This is a genomic window from Nitrospirota bacterium (assembly GCA_023229435.1).
Taxonomy (GTDB): Bacteria; Nitrospirota; UBA9217; order UBA9217; family UBA9217; genus JALNZF01.
This window is the reverse complement of record JALNZF010000004.1, coordinates 176135-196116: the sequence shown is the minus strand read 5'-3', so window position 1 is coordinate 196116 and position 19982 is coordinate 176135. Positions and strand designations below refer to the sequence as shown.

General features: G+C 52.1%; 22 protein-coding genes. 4 read left to right on the top strand and 18 right to left on the bottom strand.

Annotated elements, in window-relative coordinates; all coding sequences use genetic code 11:
- Positions 1 to 164: 164 nt before the first annotated feature.
- From nth to M0R70_05045, 6 genes are read right to left on the bottom strand one after another with little or no spacing between them, the layout of a single operon-like run.
- Positions 165 to 842, bottom strand: a complete 678-nt coding sequence (gene nth, locus M0R70_05070; GenBank protein MCK9418736.1) for an endonuclease III — start codon at positions 840 to 842, stop codon at positions 165 to 167.
- 8 nt (positions 843 to 850) lie between these two features.
- A complete protein-coding gene (locus tag M0R70_05065) occupies positions 851 to 1615 on the bottom strand; it encodes a sterol desaturase family protein (protein MCK9418735.1) in 765 nt (254 codons plus the stop codon).
- Positions 1616 to 1623: 8 nt separating this feature from the next.
- Positions 1624 to 2304 (bottom strand): TIGR04282 family arsenosugar biosynthesis glycosyltransferase, encoded by a 681-nt coding sequence (locus M0R70_05060; protein ID MCK9418734.1) that lies wholly within the window; start codon positions 2302 to 2304, stop codon positions 1624 to 1626.
- Between the two features lie 5 nt (positions 2305 to 2309).
- The gene (locus tag M0R70_05055) at positions 2310 to 3041 is read right to left on the bottom strand and encodes a DUF3047 domain-containing protein (protein ID MCK9418733.1); all 732 of its coding nucleotides are present in this window, start codon (positions 3039 to 3041) and stop codon (positions 2310 to 2312) included.
- Positions 3042 to 3078: 37 nt separating this feature from the next.
- Positions 3079 to 3774, bottom strand: a complete 696-nt coding sequence (locus tag M0R70_05050; GenBank protein MCK9418732.1) for a TIGR04283 family arsenosugar biosynthesis glycosyltransferase — start codon at positions 3772 to 3774, stop codon at positions 3079 to 3081.
- A gap of 7 nt (positions 3775 to 3781) precedes the next feature.
- Positions 3782 to 4240, bottom strand: a complete 459-nt coding sequence (locus M0R70_05045; protein ID MCK9418731.1) for a DUF1499 domain-containing protein — start codon at positions 4238 to 4240, stop codon at positions 3782 to 3784.
- Between the two features lie 388 nt (positions 4241 to 4628).
- Between M0R70_05045 and typA the strand changes: the two genes are divergently transcribed.
- Together typA and M0R70_05035 are read left to right on the top strand one after the other, a co-directional pair.
- Positions 4629 to 6452 (top strand): translational GTPase TypA, encoded by a 1824-nt coding sequence (gene typA, locus M0R70_05040; GenBank protein MCK9418730.1) that lies wholly within the window; start codon positions 4629 to 4631, stop codon positions 6450 to 6452.
- Between the two features lie 192 nt (positions 6453 to 6644).
- Positions 6645 to 6911 carry a type II toxin-antitoxin system HicB family antitoxin gene (locus tag M0R70_05035; GenBank protein MCK9418729.1) on the top strand — a complete coding sequence of 89 codons (267 nt, stop codon included), beginning with the start codon at positions 6645 to 6647 and terminating at the stop codon, positions 6909 to 6911.
- A 154-nt stretch (positions 6912 to 7065) separates the two neighbouring features.
- On the opposite strand, the gene M0R70_05030 is transcribed toward M0R70_05035, so the two are convergent.
- The 8 genes from M0R70_05030 to M0R70_04995 all read right to left on the bottom strand — a co-directional run bounded on the left by M0R70_05030 (position 7066) and on the right by M0R70_04995 (position 12968).
- Positions 7066 to 7455 carry a type II toxin-antitoxin system VapC family toxin gene (locus M0R70_05030; protein ID MCK9418728.1) on the bottom strand — a complete coding sequence of 130 codons (390 nt, stop codon included), beginning with the start codon at positions 7453 to 7455 and terminating at the stop codon, positions 7066 to 7068.
- Positions 7445 to 7669 (bottom strand): antitoxin family protein, encoded by a 225-nt coding sequence (locus tag M0R70_05025; protein ID MCK9418727.1) that lies wholly within the window; start codon positions 7667 to 7669, stop codon positions 7445 to 7447. The genes M0R70_05030 and M0R70_05025 overlap by 11 nt, the downstream gene beginning before the upstream one ends.
- A 152-nt stretch (positions 7670 to 7821) precedes the next feature.
- Complete coding sequence (locus M0R70_05020; protein MCK9418726.1) at positions 7822 to 8037, bottom strand: DUF433 domain-containing protein; 216 nt, start codon at positions 8035 to 8037, stop codon at positions 7822 to 7824.
- 182 nt (positions 8038 to 8219) lie between these two features.
- Positions 8220 to 11210: an N-6 DNA methylase gene (locus M0R70_05015; GenBank protein MCK9418725.1), complete on the bottom strand. Its 2991-nt coding sequence runs from the start codon at positions 11208 to 11210 to the stop codon at positions 8220 to 8222.
- Positions 11211 to 11371: 161 nt separating this feature from the next.
- The gene (locus tag M0R70_05010) at positions 11372 to 11746 is read right to left on the bottom strand and encodes a DUF5615 family PIN-like protein (GenBank protein ID MCK9418724.1); all 375 of its coding nucleotides are present in this window, start codon (positions 11744 to 11746) and stop codon (positions 11372 to 11374) included.
- Entirely contained in the window at positions 11743 to 11904 is a 162-nt protein-coding gene (locus M0R70_05005) for a DUF433 domain-containing protein (GenBank protein MCK9418723.1), read from the bottom strand. The genes M0R70_05010 and M0R70_05005 overlap by 4 nt, the downstream gene beginning before the upstream one ends.
- 300 nt (positions 11905 to 12204) lie before the next feature.
- Positions 12205 to 12429: a CDGSH iron-sulfur domain-containing protein gene (locus M0R70_05000; GenBank protein MCK9418722.1), complete on the bottom strand. Its 225-nt coding sequence runs from the start codon at positions 12427 to 12429 to the stop codon at positions 12205 to 12207.
- 263 nt (positions 12430 to 12692) lie between these two features.
- On the bottom strand, positions 12693 to 12968 hold the full coding sequence (locus M0R70_04995; GenBank protein MCK9418721.1) for a PilZ domain-containing protein: 276 nt from the start codon (positions 12966 to 12968) through the stop codon (positions 12693 to 12695).
- A gap of 447 nt (positions 12969 to 13415) precedes the next feature.
- Between M0R70_04995 and hpt the strand changes: the two genes are divergently transcribed.
- Positions 13416 to 13976: a hypoxanthine phosphoribosyltransferase gene (hpt, locus tag M0R70_04990; GenBank protein ID MCK9418720.1), complete on the top strand. Its 561-nt coding sequence runs from the start codon at positions 13416 to 13418 to the stop codon at positions 13974 to 13976.
- A gap of 30 nt (positions 13977 to 14006) precedes the next feature.
- On the opposite strand, the gene M0R70_04985 is transcribed toward hpt, so the two are convergent.
- The gene (locus M0R70_04985; protein ID MCK9418719.1) at positions 14007 to 15569 is read right to left on the bottom strand and encodes a hypothetical protein; all 1563 of its coding nucleotides are present in this window, start codon (positions 15567 to 15569) and stop codon (positions 14007 to 14009) included.
- A 235-nt stretch (positions 15570 to 15804) separates the two neighbouring features.
- Between M0R70_04985 and M0R70_04980 the strand changes: the two genes are divergently transcribed.
- The gene (locus M0R70_04980) at positions 15805 to 16596 is read left to right on the top strand and encodes a 1-acyl-sn-glycerol-3-phosphate acyltransferase (protein ID MCK9418718.1); all 792 of its coding nucleotides are present in this window, start codon (positions 15805 to 15807) and stop codon (positions 16594 to 16596) included.
- A gap of 369 nt (positions 16597 to 16965) precedes the next feature.
- Here the strand turns inward: M0R70_04980 and M0R70_04975 are convergent, their stop codons facing one another.
- The 3 genes from M0R70_04975 to M0R70_04965 form a co-directional block, all read right to left on the bottom strand.
- On the bottom strand, positions 16966 to 17664 hold the full coding sequence (locus M0R70_04975; protein ID MCK9418717.1) for an FKBP-type peptidyl-prolyl cis-trans isomerase: 699 nt from the start codon (positions 17662 to 17664) through the stop codon (positions 16966 to 16968).
- Between the two features lie 138 nt (positions 17665 to 17802).
- A complete protein-coding gene (ubiA, locus tag M0R70_04970) occupies positions 17803 to 18654 on the bottom strand; it encodes a putative 4-hydroxybenzoate polyprenyltransferase (protein MCK9418716.1) in 852 nt (283 codons plus the stop codon).
- Positions 18655 to 19037: 383 nt separating this feature from the next.
- Entirely contained in the window at positions 19038 to 19934 is an 897-nt protein-coding gene (locus M0R70_04965; protein MCK9418715.1) for a patatin-like phospholipase family protein, read from the bottom strand.
- Between the last annotated feature and the right edge of the window lie 48 nt (positions 19935 to 19982).

Genomic DNA, 19982 nt, shown 5'->3' with positions numbered 1-19982 from the left:
TCCTCCCTGCTCATGGTGATCATGTCCTTTTCTGCCACAATGCCCTCCTATTAACGTTAGGCATTGTAACTGGAAATAGGACATTTCTATTTTGGCGAATTAGGACATTATCATTTTGGGATTACACAGAATATTGTAGGGGAAATCAACTCGTTCCGGAGAGATCATATCTTCTTCGACGGGCAGTGGTCGACAAGGATGCACGCCGCATGGTCGGCCTTTTTCGCCTGGCAGACCTTTCTGCCGTGAAATATCAGGAGGTGAGACAAATGACCCCATTCCTTCTTCGGCGTGATCGCAAGCAGGTCCTGCTCGATCTTCACCGGGTCGTCGTGTTTCGTCAGGCCAAGGCGATAGGCAAGCCGCTTCACGTGGGTGTCCACGGCGATCCCTTCGTTGATGCCGAAGGCGCCCGACAGCACGATGTTCGCCGTTTTCCGCGCCACACCCGGCAACAAGACAAGCTCTTCCATGGTCTGCGGGACCTTGCCGCCGAATTTCTCAATAAGCAGCTTCGCCGTCTTGCTGATGTTCTTCGCCTTGTTGTTAAAAAAATTCACGGACCTGATGTCCTGGGCGAGCTTTTCCGGCGTGGTGTTCGCGACATCCTGCACTGACCGATACTTTTTAAACAGGTCCGTGGTCACCTTGTTCACGAGCACGTCCGTGGTCTGGGCAGAGAGGATCGTGGCAACAAGCAGTTCGAACGGCGTGGAGAAGCGGAGCACGGTCTGCGGCGTTCCGGTATATTCTTTTTTAAGCCTCCGTATGATCTCTGCGATTTTTTTGTTCTGCGTGTTCATTGCCACGTGATCGTTACCACCCTTTCGGACTTTTTGCATGATTCCTGTTATTGGAACGGCGTGATCAGGAATCCCCCTAAACGCTGGTACTTTTCTTCCCTGAAGGACTGCAGACCCAGGGTAATGGTACGGGTATCCTCCCGCATTCTGAACGTGCCGGCAAGCCGGTCCCACAGCGAGAGGATGCTGGTATAGTTCGAGTTCGTTTCATCGCGCTCCACGGAGTGGTGCACCCGGTGCATGTTCGGTGTCGCGATGAGAACGCGAAGCAGGCGGTCCCATTTCTCCGGCAGGTCGAGGTTGCTGTGATGAAACAGGGTCGAGATGTTCAGCATGACCTCAAAGAGCACCAGTTCGCCAAAGCTCATCCCGATCAGGACAAGAACGGGAAGCCGTATGAACGAGGAAAGGACCAGTTCTCCGGGATGGAACCGAAGCGCTGTGGTTGTGTCCATCTCGATGTCCGAGTGGTGCGCCCGGTGGAACCGCCAGAAAAAGGAGAACCGGTGGGTCGCCATATGCCAGTAATACATCCAGATATCGAAGAGAAGGAACACAGCGATCATGCGTGCAGCGCCCGGAAGTTCCCCCATCCTCGCGAGCCCCAGCGAATGCGCCTGTGCCCAGCCGGTCACCTGCATCGTGATGCCGGCGAGAAAAAACCGTGTCAGGAGCCCGTTCAGGACCGCGGTCAGTACGTGAGGCAGTCCATGCCTGAGCCTCAGCCTGCGTCCCTGCAGGTAAGGAATGAACCCTTCCAGTATAAAAATAAGGACAAGGACTGCTATGATAATAATAGGTTTTGTGTACATGCTCGTCTCTATTTCAGGATACTGTTCTGATGCCGTACGAGATAGGAGAGGGTCCTCGATGATCTCGATGACGGACTCTTGACCTGAGACATGAGCGTCCTCAGGTCCTCCACCGTATCGACATCCGTCAATTCCGGCAATACGTGGAGCGTTACTGATGCTTCATGCAGTCTCTCCACGGTCTCGCGAAAAACAGTGCGCGTGCTCCATGCCATATCATGAAAGATGCGCGGCTCAAATGATTCTTTTCTAAAACCGATCAAGTAATAACCGCCGTCGTCTGCCGGACCGATTACCGCATCATTCGTCAAGAACGCGGTAAACGCTTCCTCGATAACCTCGGAGGTCAATCCCGGGATATCGCTCCCGATGAGGAGCACCTCTTCAACCTCTCGGGAAAAGACACGGACAAAGGCCTCTTCCATCCGTTCACCAAGGTCATTGCCGGTCTGAGGCAGATAGTCACGTTCCTGCCCAAGCCATCCCGTCATTTGATCACGAGCCTCCGGCGGCGTGAAGCAGATCCGGAATGGGAAACGCCCCCTCGTCAACATGTCGATCACATCGAGGACCATGTTCTCATAAAGACGCAATGCCGCGTCTTCACCGATATAAAGTGCAAGCCGGGACTTCACCCTGCCCTTTTCCGGCAGCTTGACAAAGAGAAGAACACAACGCTTGTCAGTCATTGCGGTTATCGGAAGACCTCAAGATACTCCATAAAAGATATCGAACGTTCACCGGTATTGTCGGAATCATTCATGATGGCGACCCGCGCGCGGATCGGCGGTTTGCTTCCGAAGGCCTTCTGATAGTCATCCACAACATTGACCTCCTGATCCTGCCACGTACCCGCGTTCTTCGCACCCTTCTGCAAGAGGACCATCATCGCCTTGTCCGTGTAAGGGCTGACGATGATTGACGCCGGCTCTTCCTTGCTCGACCAGACATAGCTCAGACTGCTGTGGGGCGGATACTCGCCGTACATTTTTTTCGCGATCCCGTATTTCATTTTCTCGAACATCCCTGCCTTGTCCGGATCGTACTCGAACATGACATATACGCGCAGGGGGTAATCGTCCCCTGCCTTTATCCTGGCATCACCCCTGACATAGACATTGTTTACCTTCCAGCGCCATTTTACGCGGGGATAGTCTTTCACCTTGAATGAATTGTTATACACGATCGCCGAGGCAGAGGCATTGCTTTCCGCCTTCAGGTAATGGTGTTCGCCGTCTTGTTCAATTGTATAAACCGTGTGCTTTTTAATCTTTGGGAAAAAGAAGGGTTTCCAATTGTCCAGCGTGCCAAAATCCTCATGGAAAAGAACCGTCGTCTCCTGCGCACGGGGACCTTCAACAAGAAGAACCAGCAGCAGAAGAAGTGTCAATGTCAATGCTTTCATCGTTACAGGGATAGGTATCATGCTCTGCTGTTCCAGGTAATTCTCGGCTAACCGCTTATCAAGATTTATACCGTCGCGCAAGTCGTTCAGGCGACACACCCAATGCATACTGCAGTTGCAGCATCCAGTTCCTGAGCGTAGCGTAAACGATCCCTTCCTGCTCATACCGCCGCGTTGAGGTCAGCACCTTTTCCGGGATGATGCGGATCCTTTTGCCTCGTTTCTTTATGCGTTGCATGATTTCAACATCTTCCATGATCGGGATGTCCCGGTATCCGCCTATCTCCTCAAAAAAATCACGCCGGATGAAAATGGCCTGGTCGCCGAAAGGGATCTTTGTCAGCCGTGTCCGGAGAAAGACATACAACTCGGTGATCCTGAAAATCGTTCGCTTCGTATTGAACCCGAGATCGAATGCCCCGCCGACAAAACGTTTGTCGTTCATAGTTGACCGGATCAAAGCAAAAGCGTTCGACGGCAGGAGAGTGTCCGCGTGGAGAAACACAAGAACAGCGCCGTTTGCGATCGCTGCGCCGTGATTCATCTGCCTGGCCCGACCCTTTTCAGCAACCGCCGTGCGCACGCCCTCACCCGTGACCGCGCAGATAGTACTTCCCCCGGGATCTCCGTCGACCACGATGATCTCCGCCATCCTGTGGGCATCCAGTTCACGAATATGATGAATGGACTCGTTGATGGTCTCGGCCTCGCTCAATACCGGGATGATGAGCGAGAGGGCTGGCGTGCGTTCCATCACCTGCTCACTTCCCCGCCGCCTTCCATCGCGCCCGGATATCCTCAACCCGTTTCCGGTTGACCCCGAGATCGGATTTCCCGAGACGGGATGCTGACCGGACATGGATGACCTTCGTGCTTTCATCGAGCAAAAATTCCACATCGTCAACGAACCGGAAGATCGCGCTCGTAAACTCGGCGTGAACATAGCTGTCTGTATCAGTGATTATCCGGGACCTCTTCATGCTGAGAAGGATATTTCTGAGCGCCTCGTGCGCCCCGGCGGTCGTCCCGGAGAACAACAGCGGTTCAACGGCATGCTCGTGATCAGAGCTCTGGCTCGACACGCAGTTGGGCGAGGAGGGACACAGCGCAAGTTTGCCCTCTTTGGTTCCGAGGTTTACTGGCCGCACCCCGGTACAACCAATGACCAGCATGCTCACCATAACGATCGACGAAAGCAGTCTTTCTGATACCGCTTCCATAGAATACCTCCTGAGGAATGATGCTGAATGTTTCTATTATACACGATTTCCCGATTCCAACATCAGCCTTCAACTGTTTCTTTGAGCGGAAAGAATGACCGGCATGCGGAAATGACAGGTCCGGCATTTTGCAGGGCGATTTGCCCCGGGGGGTATTCAGCCCCGACTTGCTTGCAAGGGCGATCAGCAAATTCATTTCCAGGACTTGCTGCTGCGAAGGTCGTGTTTCAAGCTTCGCCGCATTACCTGCGAGAACGTATTATTCCATTGACAAGACGGGTCTGACAGGGTAGTATGCCCAGCTTGTAAAGAACCCACTGCGTTCCACGAAAAACCCCTGTCACCAAGAACTTCTTCGTGCTCATCGTGGTAAAAAAGGATAAAAAGAATGATAAAAAGAACAGACCTTCGCAACATCGCCATCATCGCCCATGTTGACCACGGCAAGACGACCCTCGTGGACACGCTCCTGCGCCAAAGCGGCACCTTCCGCGACAATGAGCGAGTCCAGGAGCGGGTGATGGACAACATCGATCTCGAGCGCGAGCGCGGGATCACCATCATGGCCAAGAACACGTCCCTGCACTACAACGGCGTGAAGATCAATATTGTGGACACTCCGGGCCACGCGGACTTCGGCGGCGAAGTGGAACGCACCCTCAAGATGGTGGATGGCGTCCTGTTGCTCGTGGACGCCTCGGAAGGGCCGTTGCCCCAGACCCGCTTCGTGCTCAAGAAGGCGCTCGAGCTCGGGCTGCCGCCGATCCTCGTCATCAATAAGATAGACCGTCCCGACGCCCGGATCACCGAAGTGGTGGATGAGGTGTACGACCTGTTTATCGACCTCGACGCAAACGATGCCCAGCTCGACTTCCCCGTTGTGTACACCAACGCACGGGACGGCATCGCCAAACTGAAGATGGAGGATGAAGGTACTAACCTGAAGCCCCTCTTCGATCTGATCGTGAATACCGTACCGCAGGCTGAAGGCGACGAGACCGCGCCGCTCCAGCTCCTGGTCATGAACATCATTTATAACGATTATGTCGGACGGCTGGCCATCGGAAAGATCTTCGCCGGCACGGCAAGGGTCGCCGAGCCCATCGGCGTGATCACCCAGAGCGGTGATATGGTCAAAACCAAGATCACGTCGCTCTTTTCGTTTGAGGGTCTGAAACGCGTGGACACGCCCAGCGCCACGGTCGGGGACATCGTGGCACTGGCCGGCATTGAAGGCGTGAACATCGGCGATACGATCACTGATCCGGAAAACCCGAAGCCCCTGCCCCGCATTGCCGTGGATGAGCCCACGATCTCGATGATTTTTTCGATCAACAATTCGCCCTTTGCCGGCAAGGAAGGCAAGTTCGTCACCTCCCGCCATTTGAAGGAGCGGCTCGAGAAGGAACTCCTGTACAACGTGGCGATCAAGGTCGAACCAGGCGATGCCACTGACAGCTTCAAGGTCCTGGGACGCGGCGAACTTCAGCTTGCGATCCTGATCGAGATGATGCGGCGGGAAGGCTATGAGCTTTCTGTCTCCCAGCCCGAGACCATTACAAAGATCCGCGACGGAAAAACGTTCGAGCCCATGGAAAACCTGGTCATCGATTGCCCTGATGAATTCATAGGAGTAGTGACCCAGAAGCTCGGTTCCCGCAAAGGCCGCATGACCAAGATGGCGAACAATGGTCACGGCCGCGTCAGGCTCGAGTTCCGCATCCCCGCGCGCGGTCTCATCGGCTTCCGGTCGGAGTTCCTGACCGACACCCGGGGCACCGGCCTCTTGAACCACCTCTTCGACGGGTACGAACCCTGGCAGGGCGCGATCGCCAAGCGCTCCACCGGAGCGCTCGTGGCCGACCGTGCAGGCAAGACCACGACCTATGCCCTCTACCACATCCAGCCCCGCGGCGAGCTCTTCATCAATGAAAGCACGGCGGTATACGAAGGCATGATCGTGGGAGAGAACTCGCGCGAGAACGACATGGACGTGAATGTGATCAAGGAAAAGAAGCTGACGAACATGCGCGCGTCGGGCGCCGACGAAGCGCTCCGCCTCGTGCCCCATCGGCTGCTGTCGCTTGAGCAGTCGCTTGAGTTCATCAAGGAAGACGAACTCGTGGAAGTAACGCCACATTCCATCCGACTGCGAAAGAAGATCCTCGACCAGAATAAAAGGCCGAAGAGCAGCAGGGAAAAGAGCGAGTAAACATTTACAGCAACGGACCGAAAGAAAAGGGGTCATCTCATCGATGACCCCTTTTCTTTTATACACTCATCTGATTGCCGACTGCGAGGCTCAATAGCGATGTTGTTTGCACACAGATAAAACCCTATTGCAAAAAACGCAGAACTGACTATAACTAACCCTATGATGTATCATTGAAGGTGGAGGTGATAAATGGAATTTACTTTTACGGAATATATCAATGCCGCAATGGCTCTCGCTGAATACGACAAGCTTGACGATGGCTCGTTTGCCGGACGTCTACCCAAATGCAAGGGAGTGATAGCATTCTCCAAAACCCTTAAAGGATGCGAGAATGAACTACGCTCCACACTTGAAGATTGGATCATCGTGGGGTTTAAACTCGGGCACCGCCTGCCGGTAATTAGTTCGATCAACCTCAACAGGAGGCCCCGTCGTGAGTCCCTTGTTTCCGTGTAAACGGAAGGAATTTGTTCTCCGGCTGCGGACATGTAGTGGAAGGCAATTTCGCTGAGCTACAAAGATTCAAGACACGACGCTGTTATGTACAGGCGAGGGCGATGCTGCAAGTGATTAATCAGAGGGAATCTCGGGTATGAGGAAATTTGATTTCTCAGATACTCATCAAATTAAGCTGGTCAATATATTCGAAATGTCCATCACAGCTCATTAATGGCAATTTATGCTCAATGCAAGTCGCAGCAATACAAAGATCGTTTTCCGGGATCGGCTTACCCTTCTTTTTTAGGGCCAATCGTATTTTTGCATAGGTGTTCGCCGTAGCTTCCGTTATGGCAAGAATCTTGGTGCTATGGATTAGTTTTCGATGTCTTGCCAGATTCTGCTCCGCATGCTTCGAATTTAAAGCGCCGAATACAAGCTCACCGACAACGATCGCGGGAAGGCATATCTCCGAGTATTTCAACAGGACGGCATCAATATTCGTATCGCCATTCAGGAACTTGATGGACACATCCGTATCCAGAGCGATCTTACCACTCATTCAAATCCACCTTTTCAAACTCATTCTCAACGGCCTTCAGCATCTCCGCGGCATCAACATCCGGAAGTATTCCGCACAGTCCGTGCAGTGGGTGCTTCTTCCTTGCCGTCTTTTCCACGGTTATTGAGACCGTCTGATGCTTTTTCAGCCCTTTTATCGGCCGAAGAGGACGCAAAATACCATTTTCATAAATCGCTTCGATAGTTTTAGGCATAATTTACCTCCTCTCTTTAAGGGCCGTATATACTTTATCAAACCGCAGCCTGGATTGCAAACAAAAAACCCTCCGACTGGAGGGGCTTATCTATCTGTGTCAACAATCCGCTGGGGAACCCCCATATCCGCAAGAAATCGCATCCGTTTCCCCTATACCGTATGCACTTCTTCCTGAGTCAACCAAGCCGCGTATTCCAACGCTTGCTGGACATCGCCGGGTTCCAGGTCGGGATAATCCGCCAGCACCTCGTCCATGGTTGCGCCGTGGGCGATCTGTCCAATGATCACGGAAACCGGTATGCGCATCCCGCGAATGCAGGCCCGGCCACCCATGATTTTTGGATCGAACGTAATACGGTCAAACATATGCCATACCTCCTGTTCTCCATACTGCTATATCCTTTATTTTAACACACACAGAAACGCTTGGCACTATCTGTCTGCGACAAAATGGTTCGGTTTACTCATGGAAAAATCTCAGTGCAACGTCAACAACGACGTCCCCCTCGCGGTTCCATAATGTTGGGTTTCACTGCGTTCAACCCAACCTACTGGCTTAATACTCTATCCCCTTCCACAATCCTTATCTCCTCTTCCGTCAAATCATACAATTCATACACTAACTGGTCAATCTGTTGATCGACACCGTCGATCTGACGCTGGAGAGTGGTCTTTTCGTGGTCGGTCTTGGCTACAAACGCCTTCCTGTTGAGCGAAAGCATTTGCTCGACAATTCTGCATAAATCTGATGCCGTGTCGTCCCATTTTATTGGCAGCGGTAGTTTGCCGATTTTAAAACCGCCGACCTCCATTAAGACTCCATATTTTTTAACAAACAACCAGTTAGCTAGGTTTGAATTAAACAAGCCAAGTACTGCGAGTAGCATAGTACGGTCAACATTTGGCCTCAATATCAGATTAGATAGTGAATGCCGATTAACGGCACCGCTCGTCTCTATACAGCCAATAAGCTGGCGCGGAAGCTTCTTGCGTAACCTGTGGAAAAGTATCTTTGGCTCAGAAAAAAACCTCTGCTCTCGACTCCGTGTAAGCCAATCGCCATACTTAATAAATGACTTAGGTTTATCCAAAGAATAACGCCGCACTTGAGATGCGTTCTCATACAATGGAAGCCATTCAGGACCATTTGACTTACTGCTGATATATTTGTTCGCTGCTCCTTCTGCTTTTGTTTCGTAAGGTATTACGCCTTGTGAAAACTCGACAATTGAATCAAGTGTAGCCTCTGCCTTGTCTATGCGCTGTAGCACATTGAGTTCTATTGGATTGGCTTGAAGGTTAATAATTGCTTCGCTGTCATCCTTCCATGCTTTTTGATTCGTGACGAATTTCTTTATGATGCTTTTATCTTTTGCGCCAACCCACACGCACGTCATCGGCGAGTCCTGCTTCGGCACTCCTTTAGATAAGACTAATATCATCGTATCGACGACAGCACCCTCAAAGACCTTGACCGGCTCTAAGTCAACAACATGATTAAATGAGACCTGGTCAAGCAAATAGCTTCTGACTTGAACTCCATAGTGATTTGTTAGCCATGCATTCGGTGTTATGTATCCCAATATGCCACTCGTACGAAGCAACGATACTCCCTTCTCTATAAAGAAGATATATGTCTCAGGCTTACCTTTCTTGTAAATATAGCGCAACTGAAAATAATGCTTTTCACTTTCACTGTAATCTGCTCCATACGGCGGATTCCCAATCACAACATCGAATCCGCCAACCTTCATGATCTCCGAGAATTCTCTTTCCCAATCAAATACATTCACGCGATACCGATCTTCATCCTCCAGCATAGTCTGCTGCTGGTAGAAGTCCGGGCTGATCAACGAGTTGCCGCATTTGATGTTATCACCGAGATCGGGCAGCGCCCGCTCGTGGAACATGCGGAGCTGATTCGCAAGGGTCTGGTTGTTCTCGCCTTCGAGGACTTTGAGGAGAAGCGACAGTTTCGTCACTTCCACGGCCTGGGAGTCTATGTCCACGCCATAGATATTGTTCAGAAGAATGCGTTTTCTCTCTGCTGTGGTAAGATGCCAGTTTGGAGTACGCGGATCGGGTGACGGACCTTGGTAAATTGTAGGCTGCTTGACCTTGGCCCATTTATCAGGTTCGTTGTCGATGTACCATTTCAAATGCCAGTCGAGAAGATATTGATATGCGCCGAGAAGGAATGAACCTGACCCGCAGGCAGGATCGAGGATGCGAATCTTTACTGCTTCTTTCGGGGTAATGCTTTTTATTTTGTCATCCCCGTGCAAACGGGGATCCAGTTCTTTTGCCTGGATTCCCGCTGGAGCCTGCCCCTGCATGATTGAAGCAGGGGCGGGAATGACGGATGAAGGATGATTGCCGGGATCTAATAACTTCCCCACGGTATTCTTGACGATGTAATCCACGATGTACTTCGGTGTGTAATAGACGCCGCCTGCTTTTCTGACCTCGGGCTTCTCCTCCACCTTCGCCTGATGCCCTGCTGTGAGGCGAATGACCTTGCCGAGGAATTGCTCGTACACCTGACCAAGAATATCAGCGGAGAGCACAGAGAATTCGTAAGGGCTTTCTGGATAGTAGAGCCGGTTGATAATGTCTTTAAGAGGCTTGTCGTCAATGGAAATGTTCGGAGTGAGTTTGTCCGGCTCTTCGTGCCGATCTTTTTCTCTCTGAAAATGGAACAGGCCGGAGTTGTACCGGTCATCGGCCTGGCTGAAGAGCTGAACAAGACGTTTGTAAACATTGGTTCCGTTCAATTGGGTCTGGAGCCTTCCGTATTCCTCGATGCCCCGGTCTTCACAGATTCGCAGGAACACGATGCGGTCGATGGTGCGCTGTACAGCAAAGTTTAGTTCGCGTTGGGAAAGGTCCGGGTTTCGGATTGCGATGTTGCGCGCGAGGAGGTCGCGCCAGTCTTCGATCTCAGTCAGGAATGCATCGTCTACCGTCGTCGTTCCCTTTTTGAGCTTTGAAGACTCCGCATACTTGTCAAAGGATCCCTTGAGAACGGCTTCACGGGAATAAATTGAGACGATTTCATCCCATTTTGTTGGATAGTCTTTATAGGTGAAGTACAGCAGTCGCCCGGTAGATGCTTTATCGGTCTGAACAGGTTTTATGCGGCAGTCGTAGACGGCGAATTCCCCGAAGTCGGTGAGGATGCTCAAAGGTAGTTTTGCTGACCAGGCATAGCGCCGGAGCTGAAAGGCGGGGCTGATATCATCTTTGAGGTTGACTGAGGGCTTTTTCGCTTCAACGAAGAACTTCTTTACGCTGCCGATTCGGAAGCAGTAATCCGGGGCCTTGGTAGCGCCGCCGATCTTGAGGGCGTCTTCGTGGATAACATCTTTGTATGCTTCGGCGTAACCCTGCTTGTTCTCTACATCCCAGCCCAGGGCGCTGAAAAAGGGGTCCAGAAATTCACGCCTGAGCTGTGTTTCGTTATATGCCCCGGACATGTAGGATTCACGGTTTCGCTCAAAGCGTTCGATCAAATCTGCGATTTCTTTCGGCAGCCCCATCAGCACCCCACAGTCACTGGACTGAAATTATTCTCGAAAACTCTACTACAAGTGACTAAAATTGTCCAGCCCCGAAATAACATGGGTTAAAGGGCAGGGTTCGGAGTTCGGATTTCGGGATGGTGCCGGGGGCAAAGGGCAGGTCACAACTCAATTTACGTTTATTCCCGTCCGATGGGCAGCAATCGGACACGAACGCGTGATTGTTCAAACACCGCAACGCTGCCTCGTTTTAAATCAGCATCAATTGCCGGAAGATTTGCCACAAGAAGGGCGATCTGCTTTTCTGGTCTACGTTCTGTTCCGCGACGGAAGATGATTACTGACGGCCGACTCTCCTTTCGGAGGGCCAGAAGAGTGCCAAAATCAGTATCGGCGGAAACGACAATTCGATCCTCTTTTCCCGCCCTTTCCATGATGGCCTCATCCTCGGCGGCATGCATACCGTAATCCCGCACGTGCACTGCGTCATGACCGGCTTTGCGGAGACCATCAGCGACCACGGGGGACAACGCATTGTCGATGAGAAACTTCACGCGACTGTCACCAGCGGCAATTCACGCTCCCGCACTGCTTCGGCAGCGTACTGAAGGGCTTCCCGGAGGTCATCGTGCATGAGGTCAGGGTATGCTTTCAATATTTCAGCTTCCGTCATATCATCCGCCACCATGCCGACTACGGTCGCTACCGGGATGCGCAAGCCACGAATGCACGGGGCTCCACCCATTTGTTTGGGGTTTACTGTTATGCGTGTAAACTTCATAGTATTCATCTCCCTTCTCTCAAATGCCTTATTCAGATAATAACATAAAAACGGAGCTAAATGGAAGTTCGATTTGGGACTCGACGGCAAAAAACGGGACAGCTTTTCAGCTCCCCCGTTGTTGTGTGACACCCATCTGGTCATGAGTTACTTCATCCCGTCAGCGATACCCTTATCAATTGACCATTTATCGCCGCGCCTGATCGTCAGGGCGATTGCTATGGAAATAGCTCAGTCAACCTTTGCGTGGGTCCCATCGCAATAGGGGGCCTTTTTCGTGCGCTGACACGTACACAGCGTCACCTTCTTTTTCGCGCTCATCACAAATTCCACCGGCACTGAGGTCGTCTCCTTGTGTGAACCGTCGCAGAATGGCTCCTTCTTTGACTTGCCACAGCTGCACCAATAGTACGTCCCCGGCTCCAACTCCACCGTCACAGGCAGTTTTTTATTCATTGCTTCCTCCTTTGTATTTATATTGATTATAGCACTATTTTCCCTCCCGTTGCCGCAAGCCAAGCTTGCGACGAAGATTGCCCAGAGCCTCCTGCGCAGAGCTGCTCAAGGTCCTCATCTCATCCATGATCTTCGCAGCATGACACGGGAAGATGCCGCATTATATTATTTATGTCCTTGGAAATATCTTTTATCAAGCCTGTGTTGAGGCACAAAAATAGGGGGGGATAAGTGAATCGGGAAGTGATGCCGGGTATGGTTATTTATATGAACTTCAAGCCAGAGCGGTAGAAGTTGTCATCATCTCTTCTGGTCCAGCAAATCGCAGCTGTCCGGGAAACGACAGGGAGGGCGGTCTTGATGGTGATCTGCTGCCCTTTTGGGAGAAGGTCAAATATATACATGCCCAGGCCGGTAGTGCTGAGGTTGATGGTAACTCCCTTGTGAACTACCCCATCGTCCGCTTGAGACCCCATGACATACTCGATCATTGCAGGGAAATCATAACGCGTACTTTCTCTCGTCCTGGTATACGACATGTTTCTCCTTGATGATCCGGGAACATCGACTGCCGTGATCATTACTATGGTAAGCTGACTCACCTTGCATGTCAATACATCTTTTCAGATCCGACAGCGGTTCTTTTTCAGGGCAAATCCGCTCTCCGCGTTGTTCCTTTCTTTACAATTGCAATGATCTGCGGTATCCTTTTGAAGGATGCGGTTGGTAATTAACATGGAAATGGCATTTGCCAAGTGAAGGTTCGTATAGATATGATTAATGGGTTGAATATTAGTATCACAAAAACACCAAGAACAGAGGCAAGACAAAAGACTACCACGAAGACTCTAAGACACAAAGAAGTGCTCTGTTTTTGATTGTAAATCCAAATCTTGTTTTTTTAGTGCCTTCGTGACTTCGTGGTGGATTTTGTTCCGGCTTGTCCGGGTTAGGATTAATGGCCAACTGTTCTTATTGGGGACTGAATGACTCTTCTGAAAAAGAGAACGATCATGATGGATGATATCCAGGACATACTATTCGACGAGCAGACGATAACTGATAAAGTTCGGGAAATTGCCGCCCGAATATCGGAGAACTATGCAGGCAAGGAACTTGTCCTGATCTGCATCCTGAAAGGCGCGGCTGTTTTTACCGCGGACCTCATGAGGCGTCTTACCCTTCGCGTCTCTGTGGAATTTGTACAGGCAGCGAGCTACGGCGCTTCGACAACCTCATCAAAAAACATAGTGGTCGAGCATGGCGGTGAGATCGATATTTCAGGCAAGCATGTGCTCCTCGTCGACACGATCATTGATACCGGGAAGACAATGGACTGTCTGTTCAAAAAGTTCGAGGCACAAAACCCTGCGACCCTCAAAGCGGTTGTCCTGCTGGACAAGAAGGCGCGCAGGACTGCCGACATCATGATTTCCTATAGCGGTTTCGAAATACCCGACACGTTCGTAGTAGGATATGGGATGGACCATGGAGAGAAGTACAGGAACCTGCCCTACATCGCCGCGCTCAAACCTGCCGCTCAATAACAACGCATCCGGAGGTTTTACTCTGCCCTTCTATTCCTCCACCAACAGTTCTGCGGCGGCCTGCTGGATCTCATCCATCCTGTCATAGGCCGCGATCCGCACATCGGCGTCCTTGAAGTGATCGAGAAGATAAGGGCTGTCGAAGGAGATCACGATCGATTTCCCCTTTTCCGACTTAATGGTCTTTAAAAATTTAATGGCAACGTCCCTGAGCTTGTCGTCAAGCCCTGAATGCCCCTTTGAAGCGGAAATCCTGGAATAAATCGCCATGACCACGAAATCCGAGGCCCGAATTGCGTCAAGGACCAGGGATTCCGGTATTTCCGAGCCAATGGTCAGGACCATGGCCAGGATGTGCTTGCATCGCGCTTTCATCGCCCGGACAAAGACATCGCCTGACCCCCTATTGTTGTCGTCATCGAGAATGAGGCATGCGACTCCGCCGTCATGCGGCAGAGGGAATATCTTTTTGTCGCCCGAGACGATGCGGAGCGCCTTTCTCCCGATCTTGCGAGCAATGAGCCCGTGCTTCAGGTAATCGATCTGTACGGCCTTCTGGACGGTCTTATCAAATAAACCCAGGCGTGTTTTTGCAGCCATGATCCGCTCAACTGACTCGCTGATCCGCTGGCGGGTCAGCCTGCCCCGCTCCACGGCGGACACAATCGCATCGATGGTTGCCAGCGCGTCACGCGGGTGAAGTAAAATATCGATCCCGGCTTCCACGGCGCGTACCGCAATCTCTTCCGGTGAGCAGATACGAACGAGTGCGCCCATGTCAAGAGCGTCGGATACGATCAGCCCATCGAATTCCATGCCTTCCCGCAGGAGCGAGGTGATCGTCTTCTTCGAAAATGTTGTGGGGTTCTCCGGATCAAGTGCCGGCACGAGCAGGTGCGCCACCATGACCATGCCAACCCCGTCCTTCACGGCCTTGCGAAACGGCGGGAGTTCGACGCGGTTCAGTCGGATCCGTGCGGCGTGAATCACCGGCAGCACGGAATGCGAGTCCTGGTTCGTGTCCCCGTGGCCCGGAAAATGCTTGGCGCAAGCCAAAAGCTTCAGCCTGCCCCGCGTCCCGCGTGACCGCTGAAACCGCGTGATGTATCGCGAACCGAACCATGCAACGATCTCAGGCTCATCGCCGAAGGCCCGGGTGCAGATAATGGGGTTATCAGGATTGTTATTTACGTCAACCACCGGGGAAAAAACGGCATGAATTCCCGCGGTGCGCGTCTCGGTCCTCACGACATCGAGCATTGAGTCGAGCAGTTCGACGTCTTTTTTCACGCTGCGATTGACGGCCGATGACACGGCGCGCTGACTGGGAAAGAGCGTCCCCCCGGCAAGCTGTTGGCCGAGGCCGCGCTCCACATCGGACGCGATCAGAAGCGGGATTCCGGAAAGACCCTGGAGTTCCCGCAGGTGCCGTGGGGTATGTTCGACCGACCCCCCAAAGAGTATGAAACCGCCGATGCCCTGCTTAATAAGCGCATGGATATGCTCGAGGTATCGGGAATCACCGAGTCTCGCGCCCTCGAGCCGGGGCATGACCATCTGAGCGACTTCTTTCCCGAGTGTTGTACTTTGCATGATGTTTATTTTCGCTTTTTCTAGGAGGTATTGCAAGTATTTTGTTTGCAGCTTATTATTTAGCCGCTCGCGATCTTTTCTTCCCGCTTCACTCTTTCAACCCCGCATGGTATACTGAACTCTGTTTTCTATAATCCGAAGGACGATGGACGCATCCTTAACTGCTTTTGCGTCCCTCGTCCCTCGTCCTTCGTCCGTCGTAAGCGCGCAACACCGCGCCAGCAAGGAGTCTTGTTTGGAAAAGCTCAGGTACGAGAACGGCGACTATCGGACAGGTCCTGTCCGCAGAACCTTCATGGCAAGGGCATTGACCTCGCTCACGTTTTATACCCGGCTCTTCTTCATCGTTGTCCGGGGAAGCGCACAGGCAAAGCGAGGTCACTACGGCACTTCCGACTGGTGCGAAAACAGCCTCGCCACGTTCCGCGCGCTGGAAGCGGCCGGAGTGACTATTGAGATCACCGGCACCGATGCCTTCAAGGCCGTCGAGGGCCCGTGCGTATTCATCGCCAATCACATGAGCACGCTCGAAACATTTGTCCTCCCGACGCTCATAGCCCCCTTCAAAGACGCGACCTTTGTCGTCAAACAAAGTCTGGTCGACTACCCGATCTTCAAGCACATCATGCGCTCAAGGGACCCCATCACCGTGGGCCGCACGAACCCCCGCGACGATCTGAGAGCGGTGCTCGAAGGCGGGACCGAACGATTGAAGGCCGGAAGGTCCATCATTATTTTTCCCCAGACCACCCGGACGCCCGTCTTTGATCCGGCGCAGTTCAACACCATAGGGATAAAGCTCGCAAAGAGGGCCGGGGTTCCGGTGGTCCCGGTAGCTCTCACGACCAACGCCTGGGGCAATGGCATGTTCCTCAAGGACTACGGCAGGATCGATCCATCGAAAAAGGCGCGCTTCGCCTTCGGCAAACCGCTCCGGATCAGGGACCGCGGGGTCGAGGAGCACCAGGAGATCATCGATTTTATCACCGGGAAACTGAAGGAATGGGAGGCGGAAGACCGGAGTTGAAGCACTGATCCTATCAAACTGAAACCGCGCTGATTTGAAGCGCAAAGACGCAATGTTAATGTTCGCGAAGGATTCTTAAAAAGCGATCAATGCAAGATAGAGGCTTTTCTCTGCTGCCAAGACGTATTCCTGGTTGATTCCTGTTTCATTTTTTGCAGAACAAATATCGGGATGTCATACAAAAACAGGCTGTTGAAAAAGTCTTTTTGTGGTTCGACAGGCTCACCACGAACGGATAAATACGAATAAATTCAATACACGCTCCGTTCGCCCTAAGCCCTGAGCTTGCCGAAGGGTCGAAGGGTAAACTAAGTGTTTTTCAACAACCTGATAAAGGCTGACCCGTTCAGGGTCAGCCTTTTTGTATTTTTATTTTTCCTTGATCGAGACCAACTCAACCTCGAAGATCAAAGCCGCGTTCGGGCCGATAGGCCCTCCCTGCGTCCCCTTCTCTCCATAGGCAAGGTCTGATGGAATAAAAAGCTGCCACTTGGAGCCTTCCTTCATGAGTTGGAGGGCCTCGGTCCATCCCTTGATCACGCCGCCCACCGGGAACGTCGCGGGTTGTCCTCGCTTGTATGAACTGTCGAACTCGGTCCCGTTGATCAGCGTGCCGGCGTAATTCACCGTCACCGTATCGCTTGCCTTGGGAGACTTGCCTTTGCCCTCCGCGATGACCTTGTATTGCAGTCCGCTTGGCAGGGTCTTGACCCCTTTCTCTTTCTTGTTTTTCGCAAGGAAAGTGTCCCCTTCCTTCTTGTTTTTCTCTCCCAGCGCTTTATTCTTCTCGATTTGTTTTGCCTGGAGGTCCTTCTGCAAAGCAATGAGAGTTTCTTTTGCCTCCTGATCGGTCATCAGGGGTTTGCTGCCGGCCAGGATGTCTTTGATCGCCCTTGCGAGAACATCGGGATCTATCTCAAGCTCGCTTTTTTTCATATTGTTGCCCATGTCCAGGCCGATCGCATAACTCACCTTGTCCTTCTGTGTCTTCAGTTCCAGATTTTCCCCGGCGAGCACCGGGCTCGCCGCCAGCGCCATGCATAAGATGATTACGAGACGTGATTTCATGTTTTCTCCTTTAATAAAAATCTAGTGTTACCGATGGTAAACATACCAGCATTCATGTGGTTTGTCAATTCCCCGATCTATCATTCCCCGATCTATCAGGACCGTGCGCAATAGGTCCGGTACTGCACTGTTCCGGAGTTACAGCAGAACATCGAGCAGTGTAAAAAAAAAGATCGTAACGCTGATGGTACCGTTCATATTGAAAAAAGCCATATTCAGTTTTGAAAGATCATGTTCCTTGACCAGGGTGTGTTCGTAGACGATCAGACACAGGGCAATGATCAAACCCGCAAGAAAAGACCAACCCAGCGCGAGCAGTTCGTACAGCCAGAAAAGAGCGGCCATCGTGATTGCGTGAGAAACACGGGAGATCCAAAGCGACCACCCGACCCCGAACCGTTGGGGAATGGAGTGGAGGCCCGCTTTCCGGTCAAAGTCCATATCCTGGAGCGCATAGAGCACGTCGAAACCGAGAAGCCAGAACAGCACCGCAGCGCCGAGCACAAGCGCCGGCGGCTCGATTTTCCCCGTGACCGCGATCCACGATCCGATCGGCGCGAGGCAGATGGCAAACCCGAGGAACGCGTGCGACAGGAAGGTGAACCGTTTGGTGTAGGAATAGAAGAACACGATCGCAAGCGCAACGGGAGAGAGGAAAAAACTGAGCGTGTTCAACCGATACGCCGCGAATACCAGCAGGGCCGACGAGACCGCGGTGAACAGGATCACCTGGGCCGGCGTCACCAGTCCCCGGGGAAGGGCCCGCATGTCGGTCCTCGGGTTCTTGGCATCGAAAACCCGGTCCGCCCAGCGGTTAAACCCCATGGCAGCCGAGCGCGCGCCGACCATGGCCGCCGCGATCCAGAGGATCGTGCTCCACGCCGGCAGCCCCCGCGCCGCCAGCAGTGCGCCGGTAAAGGCAAAGGGCAATGCGAAGATCGTGTGTTCGAATTTTATCATCTCGAGGATGATCTTAATCTTGTTCAGCATAAGCTTCCTAATTACTACAGCGAAACTTTTTTGTCATTCCCGAAGGCCTTGGTTCGAGCCTGCCCCGGTATGGTTAAGGCCGGGGGGAATCAAGGTTTTCAAAACCTTCTGGACTGGATTCCGGGTCAAGCCCGGAATGACGGATTAAAAGACAATAAAAAAACAGTATTTCAATAAAAGTTCACTGTAATACTGATGCATTCGTAAAAAGTCGTTCTCACACAAAGATCACGGAGATCACAAAGAAAAACTTTAATGATTTCAATATGCCTTTCTTCGTGTCTTTGTGGCTTCGTGTGAAAAATTGACTTCTTACGAGATCATCAATACTATAAAGAATTTTGACCACGGAAACACGGAGTCACGGAGACTATTCGTTCGTCCTAGTGTGACGATCCCTTTTTTCTGCTCCAGTCTTCCATGGCTTCCCTGATCTCCGGCATGGCCCTCTGCGTTGCCTCGATGCCCGCCTGCATGCACCGCTTCTTCTGGGAAAAATCGAGCATCCCCACATCGCCCACGGCGGGAACAATGAGGACATCCGCATCTTTCTTCTTAAAATTAACGATCTCCCGGGACATGATACTAACAGCCTGCAGCATCACGTCGATAACGTTCGTGATGTTGAAATTTATCACATTCTCGCTGATATCAACCGCGATCACGATGTCAGCGCCCTTTTCACGTGCAACGGAAATGGGGATATTGTCCATCACGCCGCCGTCAACCAGGAGTTTTCCCTGATGCTCTACCGGGTTGAATACACCCGGGATCGCGCTGCTCGCGTGAACCGCCCTGGCCACCGAGCCATGGTCGATCACCACGCGCGTTCCCCGATTCAAGTCGGTTGCTACGGCGGCAAAGGGCAGTTTGAGGTCTTCGATGTTGGCCACCGGGACCTTGGACTTTACGAATGCTTCCAGCTTTTCGCCCTTGGCCAGACCCATACTGGTAAACGCGGAGAAAATCCCGTAATCAAAAACATGGTCTTTTTCAAGAGAAAATGCCGTCCACTCAAGCTCGAAACTGTTGGTGTCATAGGCATAGATCGCGCCGATGAGACTTCCGACGCTCGTGCCGATGATCATGTCGATGGGAATCTTCTCCTGTTCCAGTGCGCGGATAACGCCCACATGGGCAAAGCCTCTTGCCGCGCCACCGCCGAGCACGAGAGCTATTTTCGGCTTGGGCTGGTCCGTGACCAAAGGCCCCTTGGTGGATGCGCAGGCGACGATCAGATTGATACACAATACTGCGAGAAATAGTTTTTTTATCTGCATAAAATGAAATCCTCCCCTGCCGGGTTAAACGATAATGGACGCATAGGC

Coding starts and splice junctions, on each gene's coding strand:
- nth (MCK9418736.1), bottom strand. CDS start 842: ATGCAAAAAGTCCGAAAGGGTGGTAACGATCACGTGGCAATGAACACG.
- M0R70_05065 (MCK9418735.1), bottom strand. CDS start 1,615: ATGTACACAAAACCTATTATTATCATAGCAGTCCTTGTCCTTATTTTT.
- M0R70_05060 (MCK9418734.1), bottom strand. CDS start 2,304: ATGACTGACAAGCGTTGTGTTCTTCTCTTTGTCAAGCTGCCGGAAAAG.
- M0R70_05055 (MCK9418733.1), bottom strand. CDS start 3,041: ATGATACCTATCCCTGTAACGATGAAAGCATTGACATTGACACTTCTT.
- M0R70_05050 (MCK9418732.1), bottom strand. CDS start 3,774: ATGGAACGCACGCCAGCCCTCTCGCTCATCATCCCGGTATTGAGCGAG.
- M0R70_05045 (MCK9418731.1), bottom strand. CDS start 4,240: ATGGAAGCGGTATCAGAAAGACTGCTTTCGTCGATCGTTATGGTGAGC.
- typA (MCK9418730.1), top strand. CDS start 4,629: ATGATAAAAAGAACAGACCTTCGCAACATCGCCATCATCGCCCATGTT.
- M0R70_05035 (MCK9418729.1), top strand. CDS start 6,645: ATGGAATTTACTTTTACGGAATATATCAATGCCGCAATGGCTCTCGCT.
- M0R70_05030 (MCK9418728.1), bottom strand. CDS start 7,455: ATGAGTGGTAAGATCGCTCTGGATACGGATGTGTCCATCAAGTTCCTG.
- M0R70_05025 (MCK9418727.1), bottom strand. CDS start 7,669: ATGCCTAAAACTATCGAAGCGATTTATGAAAATGGTATTTTGCGTCCT.
- M0R70_05020 (MCK9418726.1), bottom strand. CDS start 8,037: ATGTTTGACCGTATTACGTTCGATCCAAAAATCATGGGTGGCCGGGCC.
- M0R70_05015 (MCK9418725.1), bottom strand. CDS start 11,210: ATGGGGCTGCCGAAAGAAATCGCAGATTTGATCGAACGCTTTGAGCGA.
- M0R70_05000 (MCK9418722.1), bottom strand. CDS start 12,429: ATGAATAAAAAACTGCCTGTGACGGTGGAGTTGGAGCCGGGGACGTAC.
- M0R70_04995 (MCK9418721.1), bottom strand. CDS start 12,968: ATGTCGTATACCAGGACGAGAGAAAGTACGCGTTATGATTTCCCTGCA.
- hpt (MCK9418720.1), top strand. CDS start 13,416: ATGACTCTTCTGAAAAAGAGAACGATCATGATGGATGATATCCAGGAC.
- M0R70_04985 (MCK9418719.1), bottom strand. CDS start 15,569: ATGCAAAGTACAACACTCGGGAAAGAAGTCGCTCAGATGGTCATGCCC.
- M0R70_04975 (MCK9418717.1), bottom strand. CDS start 17,664: ATGAAATCACGTCTCGTAATCATCTTATGCATGGCGCTGGCGGCGAGC.
- ubiA (MCK9418716.1), bottom strand. CDS start 18,654: ATGCTGAACAAGATTAAGATCATCCTCGAGATGATAAAATTCGAACAC.
- M0R70_04965 (MCK9418715.1), bottom strand. CDS start 19,934: ATGCAGATAAAAAAACTATTTCTCGCAGTATTGTGTATCAATCTGATC.